Genomic DNA, 1185 nt, shown 5'->3' with positions numbered 1-1185 from the left:
TTATTTTAGATACTCTTTTACCTGTTTGTAAACGTTATCAGCAGTGAATCCCAGTTTCTCGTCCAGCACCTTGTACGGCGCCGAGAAGCCGAAAGAGTTCATACCCCATACCTTGCCCTTGTCGCCAGTGAGTCCCTGCAGGGTAACAGGAAGGCCTGCGGTCAGTCCGAACTTCTTCTTGTCCGTTGGCAGGATGGCTTGCTGGTATGCTTCGGGTTGACTGCGGAACAGTCCTTCGGACGGTACGGAAACGATTCTGGTCTTTATGCCGTCTGCTTTGAGTAGCTTAGCTCCGTCTACAAGGGTAGATACTTCCGAGCCGGAGGCAAGCAGGATAACGTCATAGTCAGCATCTTCCTGTACGATGTAAGCGCCTTTTTCGGTCTGTAGGGCTTCGTTATAGCGGTTGCCAGTAGATGGCAGGTCGTTGATGTTCTGGCGTGAGAAGATAAGCCCTGTCGGAGTGGACTGGTTCTCCATAGCCATCTTCCAGGCTACGGTGGCTTCGGTCACGTCTGCCGGACGAAGTACAAGCATAGAGTTGTGTCCATGATGGTTCTGTAGTTTCTCCATCAGGCGTATCTGTGCTTCTTGTTCTACAGGCTCATGGGTAGGGCCGTCTTCGCCTACGCGGAAGGCATCGTGTGTCCAGATGAACTTAACGGGTTGTTCCATTAAGGCGGCTAAGCGGATAGCGGGCTTCATGTAGTCGGAGAATACGAAGAAGGTAGCGCAGGCAGGGATAATACCGCCATGAAGGCTCATACCGATACACAGGCAGGCCATCGTCAGTTCGGATACACCGGCTTGGAGGAAGGCTCCGGAGAAGTCTCCTTTTTTCATGCTGTGGGTATTCTTCAGGAAGCCGTCTGTCTTGTCCGAGTTGGACAGGTCGGCAGAGGAGACTACCATGTTCTCTACTTGTTTGGCCAGTACACCCAGTACGGTGGCTGAGGCTGCACGTGTAGCGGCGTTCGGTTTTTGCTCGATGGCTGCCCAGTCGATCTCAGGGGTATAGCCTTTGAACCATTTGTCGAGCTTGGCTGCCAGTTCGGGGTTCTGGTTTGCCCATGCTTGCTTGGCAGCGTATTTTTTGGCTACGATCTCTTTGAGTTCGGCTTTGCGCTTGTTGTAGAGTTCCTGTACTTCGGGGAAGATGCGGAACGGGTTCTGCGGGTCTCCGCC

The 1185-nt window shown here is 53.0% G+C and carries 1 protein-coding gene; it reads right to left on the bottom strand.

What is annotated here, in order from left to right; all coding sequences use genetic code 11:
- The coding region (locus M2448_RS20315) for a transketolase C-terminal domain-containing protein (RefSeq protein ID WP_280648009.1) at positions 1 to 1185 on the bottom strand (1185 nt) is incomplete at its 5' end.

The sequence above is a fragment of the Dysgonomonas sp. PF1-14 genome, from assembly GCF_029892965.1.
Lineage (GTDB): Bacteria > Bacteroidota > Bacteroidia > Bacteroidales > Dysgonomonadaceae > Dysgonomonas.
The sequence above is the reverse complement of the archived record's forward strand: the minus strand, read 5'-3'. Positions and strand labels throughout refer to the sequence as shown.